Origin of the sequence: Flavobacterium sp. (assembly GCF_040382755.1) — a bacterium.
Lineage (GTDB): Bacteria > Bacteroidota > Bacteroidia > Flavobacteriales > Flavobacteriaceae > Flavobacterium.
The window spans coordinates 1-4,164 of sequence record NZ_JBEIET010000148.1; the positions used below are offsets into that span (position 1 = coordinate 1).

6 protein-coding genes are annotated in these 4,164 nt (G+C 31.3%); 5 read left to right on the forward strand and 1 reads right to left on the reverse strand.

Annotated elements, in window-relative coordinates; translation table 11 throughout:
* The 5 genes from thyA to porT form a co-directional block, all read left to right on the forward strand.
* The coding region (thyA, locus tag ABWO04_RS10175; protein ID WP_353079598.1) for a thymidylate synthase at positions 1-536 on the forward strand (536 nt) is incomplete at its 5' end.
* A 132-nt stretch (positions 537-668) separates the two neighbouring features.
* Positions 669-1,148: a hypothetical protein gene (locus tag ABWO04_RS10180; protein ID WP_353079599.1), complete on the forward strand. Its 480-nt coding sequence runs from the start codon at positions 669-671 to the stop codon at positions 1,146-1,148.
* 211 nt (positions 1,149-1,359) lie between these two features.
* Entirely contained in the window at positions 1,360-1,857 is a 498-nt protein-coding gene (locus tag ABWO04_RS10185; protein ID WP_353079600.1) for a dihydrofolate reductase, read from the forward strand.
* Between the two features lie 48 nt (positions 1,858-1,905).
* Positions 1,906-2,637 (forward strand): bifunctional demethylmenaquinone methyltransferase/2-methoxy-6-polyprenyl-1,4-benzoquinol methylase UbiE, encoded by a 732-nt coding sequence (ubiE, locus tag ABWO04_RS10190; RefSeq protein WP_353079601.1) that lies wholly within the window; start codon positions 1,906-1,908, stop codon positions 2,635-2,637.
* Positions 2,638-2,640: 3 nt separating this feature from the next.
* On the forward strand, positions 2,641-3,339 hold the full coding sequence (porT, locus tag ABWO04_RS10195; protein WP_353079602.1) for a type IX secretion/gliding motility protein PorT/SprT: 699 nt from the start codon (positions 2,641-2,643) through the stop codon (positions 3,337-3,339).
* A gap of 38 nt (positions 3,340-3,377) precedes the next feature.
* Here porT and ABWO04_RS10200 read toward each other — a convergent pair whose 3' ends face one another.
* Positions 3,378-4,103 carry a TrmH family RNA methyltransferase gene (locus tag ABWO04_RS10200; RefSeq protein ID WP_353079603.1) on the reverse strand — a complete coding sequence of 242 codons (726 nt, stop codon included), beginning with the start codon at positions 4,101-4,103 and terminating at the stop codon, positions 3,378-3,380.
* Between the last annotated feature and the right edge of the window lie 61 nt (positions 4,104-4,164).

The window sequence follows — 4,164 nt, forward strand, 5'->3', positions numbered from 1 at the left end:
AATGGAGAAATTGGAACAGCGAAGAAATTGATCAAATTACCGAATTAATTGAAACCTTAAAAACAAATCCGAATAGCCGTAGAATGTTAATTTCAGCTTGGAATCCTTCTGTTTTACCAGATACTACCGTTTCGTTTTCGGAAAATGTGGCGAATGGAAAAGCCGCTTTACCGCCTTGTCACGCGTTTTTTCAGTTTTATGTTTCTGATGGGAAATTATCGTGTCAGTTGTACCAACGTAGTGCTGATATTTTCTTAGGCGTACCGTTTAACATTGCTTCGTATGCCTTATTTACGATGATGGTAGCACAAGTTTGTGGGTTAGAAGCGGGCGAATTTATCCACACTTTTGGAGACGCACATATTTACAACAATCATATAGAACAAGTGAATTTACAATTGAGCCGGGAACCAAGAAAATTACCTATTATGAAATTGAATCCAAATGTAACCAACATTTTCGATTTCACTTTTGACGATTTCACTTTGGAAGGCTACGACCCTCACGAGCATATTAAAGGAGTGGTTTCGGTTTAAAAAAAAAGATCACTTAGCAAAGCCATTTGAAAATAGGAGGATATGCTCAACTAAATAACAAAAAGCTGAGTATATATACAAGTTGTGTGCTATTTTCGAGCACAGAAACCAATTTAAAAAATTTAATTTTGAATGAAAAAATCAACACTAAACATAATAATTACAGTAATTATTATAATTCTATTATTGTTCATTTCAGGCGATTTTCAAAATCATCTAAAAGTAAAACCACAAATATTTATTATACTTTTTAGCAGTTTAACTCTTTTGAGTTTTTTTTCTAAAAATAAGTACATTGAAAGAACTCTTTTTTATATTGTCCTTAGTTCTTTACTTTTCATAAGTTTTCAATCAATTACAGATTGGATTATTAATATTTTAAATCCAAAAAGAGGAATAATTGTAGTTGATGGAATTGAAAGGAGAGTTATGGATATGAGTTGGATTTGGGGAATAATAACAGGAATATTATTGACACCAATATTATTGTTTTTTTATAATAAATCAAAAATAAGAAATAAGAAAAGTGAAATTATTTTAATAGCATTTTTTCTAATTCTAACAATAATAATTTTTATCAAAAATGAATTATTATGGCAAAAAAAAGGATAATTAAAAAACAGCACACAACAGTAGTTTGGCGCCATTGTGGGTTTTGGGCTACTTTGGAAAGTAAATTCCTAAAATAAAATTTGTTTATATTTGTGATGTTCAGTGATTAAATGCCACAACGGCAAGCCAATCCACGGGACGTTAATAGCTATTAAAGTTCAAATCAATAATTTTCACAAAATCACTACCTTAGCACTTTAAATTTTCAACTATGCTCACACTAATCGCCGCAACATCTACAAACAATGCTTTGGGAAAAGACAACCAATTGGTTTGGCATTTACCAGATGATTTTAAACGTTTTAAAGCGCTAACTTCCGAGCATTATATTATAATGGGTAGAAAAACCTTTGAAAGTTTTCCAAAACCATTACCAAACAGAACGCACATTATTATTACTCGTCAAAGTGATTATATTGCACCAGAGGGATGTATAGTGGTTTCAAGTTTAGAAGAAGCTATAGAAGCGTGTCCAAAAAACGAAGAAATTTTTATTATTGGCGGTGGCGAAATTTATAAACAATCTATCGATATTGCTGATAAAGTTGAACTTACTCGCGTGCATACATCTGTAGAAGCGGATACTTTTTTCCCAGAAATAAATCCAGAACAATGGGAACTTGTTTTTGAAGAACAGCATCCAAAAGATGAAAAACACGCCTTTGATTTTACGTTTCAAACTTTTATTAAGTCAAATCGTAATTCGTAAATTATAATTCATAATTTTCAATTACTTTTGTACTTCAAAATCAAAACAATGTCTGAAACCATAAAACCGTATCAAGATTCCGAAAAAGGTAAAAAAGAGCAAGTGGCTCAAATGTTTGATACCATTTCCGAAAATTATGATGGATTAAATAAAATAATTTCGTTAGGAACAGATGCTACCTGGAAAAAGAAGATTTTACAAATGGTAAAACTTCAACAGCCAACGTCGATTCTTGATATTGCAACTGGTACAGGAGATTTAGCTATATTATTTGCAGAAACCACTGCTACAGAAATTATCGGTTTAGATATTTCGCAAGGTATGCTTGATATGGGTAAGAAAAAAATTTCAGATAAAAACTTAGATTCAAAAATTCAAATGGTTTTAGGTGATGGAGAAAAAATTCCCTACACGGATAATTATTTTGATGTAATCACCGTGGCATACGGTGTAAGAAATTTCGAAAATCTTGAAAAAGGGCTTTCTGAAATACTTCGTGTATTGAAACCAAATGGTACTTTTATTATTTTAGAAACGTCTGTGCCTACTACATTTCCTTTTAAACAAGGGTATTATGTGTACACCAATTTTATTATGCCAACTATTGGAAAATTATTTTCAAAAGATAAAGCCGCTTATACCTATTTGTCCAATTCCGCACAAAATTTCCCTTTTGGAGAAGCGTTAAACAATATTTTACGAAAAATTGGGTTTATAGAGGTAAAGCACGAACCTCAAACTATGGGTGTGGCTACAATTTATACAGCATCAAAAAAGTAAAAAATGCAAGTTAGATATCTTATTTTTATTTTATTATTCGCACTGAAGTCTTTCGCTCAGGGCGGTACCTTTGGTAAAAATCCAATTATAAATGATGAAAATTTTGAGAAGAAAAAAATTCATTTTGGTTATTATTTAGGGTTTAGCAGTTACAATTATCAATTTAATTATAAAACGGTTGGAAAAGATATTGAGTTGAAGCCAGCTACTGGTTTTAATGTTGGTTTGGTAGTCAATTTAAGATTAAGAGAATTTTTCGATTTGCGTTTCGAACCTGGTTTTTATGCCACGCAACGTAATTTAATTTATCCAAATATTGAAGACCGTGTTGATAAATTAAGAGAAGTAAAAGCAGCCAATTTACATTTCCCATTATTGTTGAAATATTCTGCATTACGAACTGGAAATGTACGTCCATATTTAGTAGGAGGTGTATCTTCTACTTTAAATTTAGGAAGTAACGAAAAAGCTACAGACGATAATTCGGCCAACCGATTTCGTGTAAAAACTTGGACGCAAAATTACGAAGTAGGTTTTGGATTGGATTTATATTTGGAATACTTTAAATTTTCTCCATCTATCCGTGGCGTTTTTGGAACGGGCGATGAATTAATTCGCGATGTGGATCCAAATTCTCCTTGGACAGGAAATATTAAATCGATGCAGACAAGAGCTGTTTTTGTTAACTTCACGTTTCACTAAGTCGAAAGTCAAAAGTCGTAAAGTCAAAAGGCTTAATTTTAGTTATTTCTTTTAAATTCCGATAAAAATATAGCGGTGGCTGTAGCTACATTTAAGCTTTCGGTTTGTTGTAAATTTCCAAATCTTGGAATCGCAATTTTTTGAGTAACTAATTGTTCTATTTCCGAAGAAATACCATTGGCTTCATTACCCATCACAATAATTCCTTTAGATGGTAAATTTGATTTATAAATGTTTTTTCCATCCATAAATGTTCCAAAAATTTCCAAATCAGTAGCTTTCAAATAAGCAACTAAATTGGTGTATTCTACTTGTACTCTGGCTAAACTTCCCATAGTAGCTTGTACTACTTTTGGATTATAAATATCTACGGTTTCTTCAGTACAAACGATTTTAGAAATACCAAACCAATCACATAATCTTATAATAGTTCCCATATTTCCTGGGTCTTTTATGTTGTCTAAAGCCAATTCTAATCCAGAAGTTGGTTTGAAAGTGGTTTCTTTTATTTCAAAAACAGCCAAACAATCATTTGCGGTAGTTAAAGCCGATATTTTTTTAAGTTCACTATCTAAAATAAGCGTTGCAGCGTGTTTTTTGTCAAACAAATCTGTTTTGGTTACAAATAAATGTTCAAGACTAAAATTAGCGTCAATAAGTTCTTGAATTACTTTTTTACCTTCTGCTATGAAAAGATTGTGTAACTTACGGTACTTTTTTTGCTGTAAACTATTAATTAGTTTAATTTGGTTTTTGCTAACCATAAAAAATTGTATTTTTGATAAAAATTAAGCGTTTGAAGAATCTCACTCCAAAAATAGCACT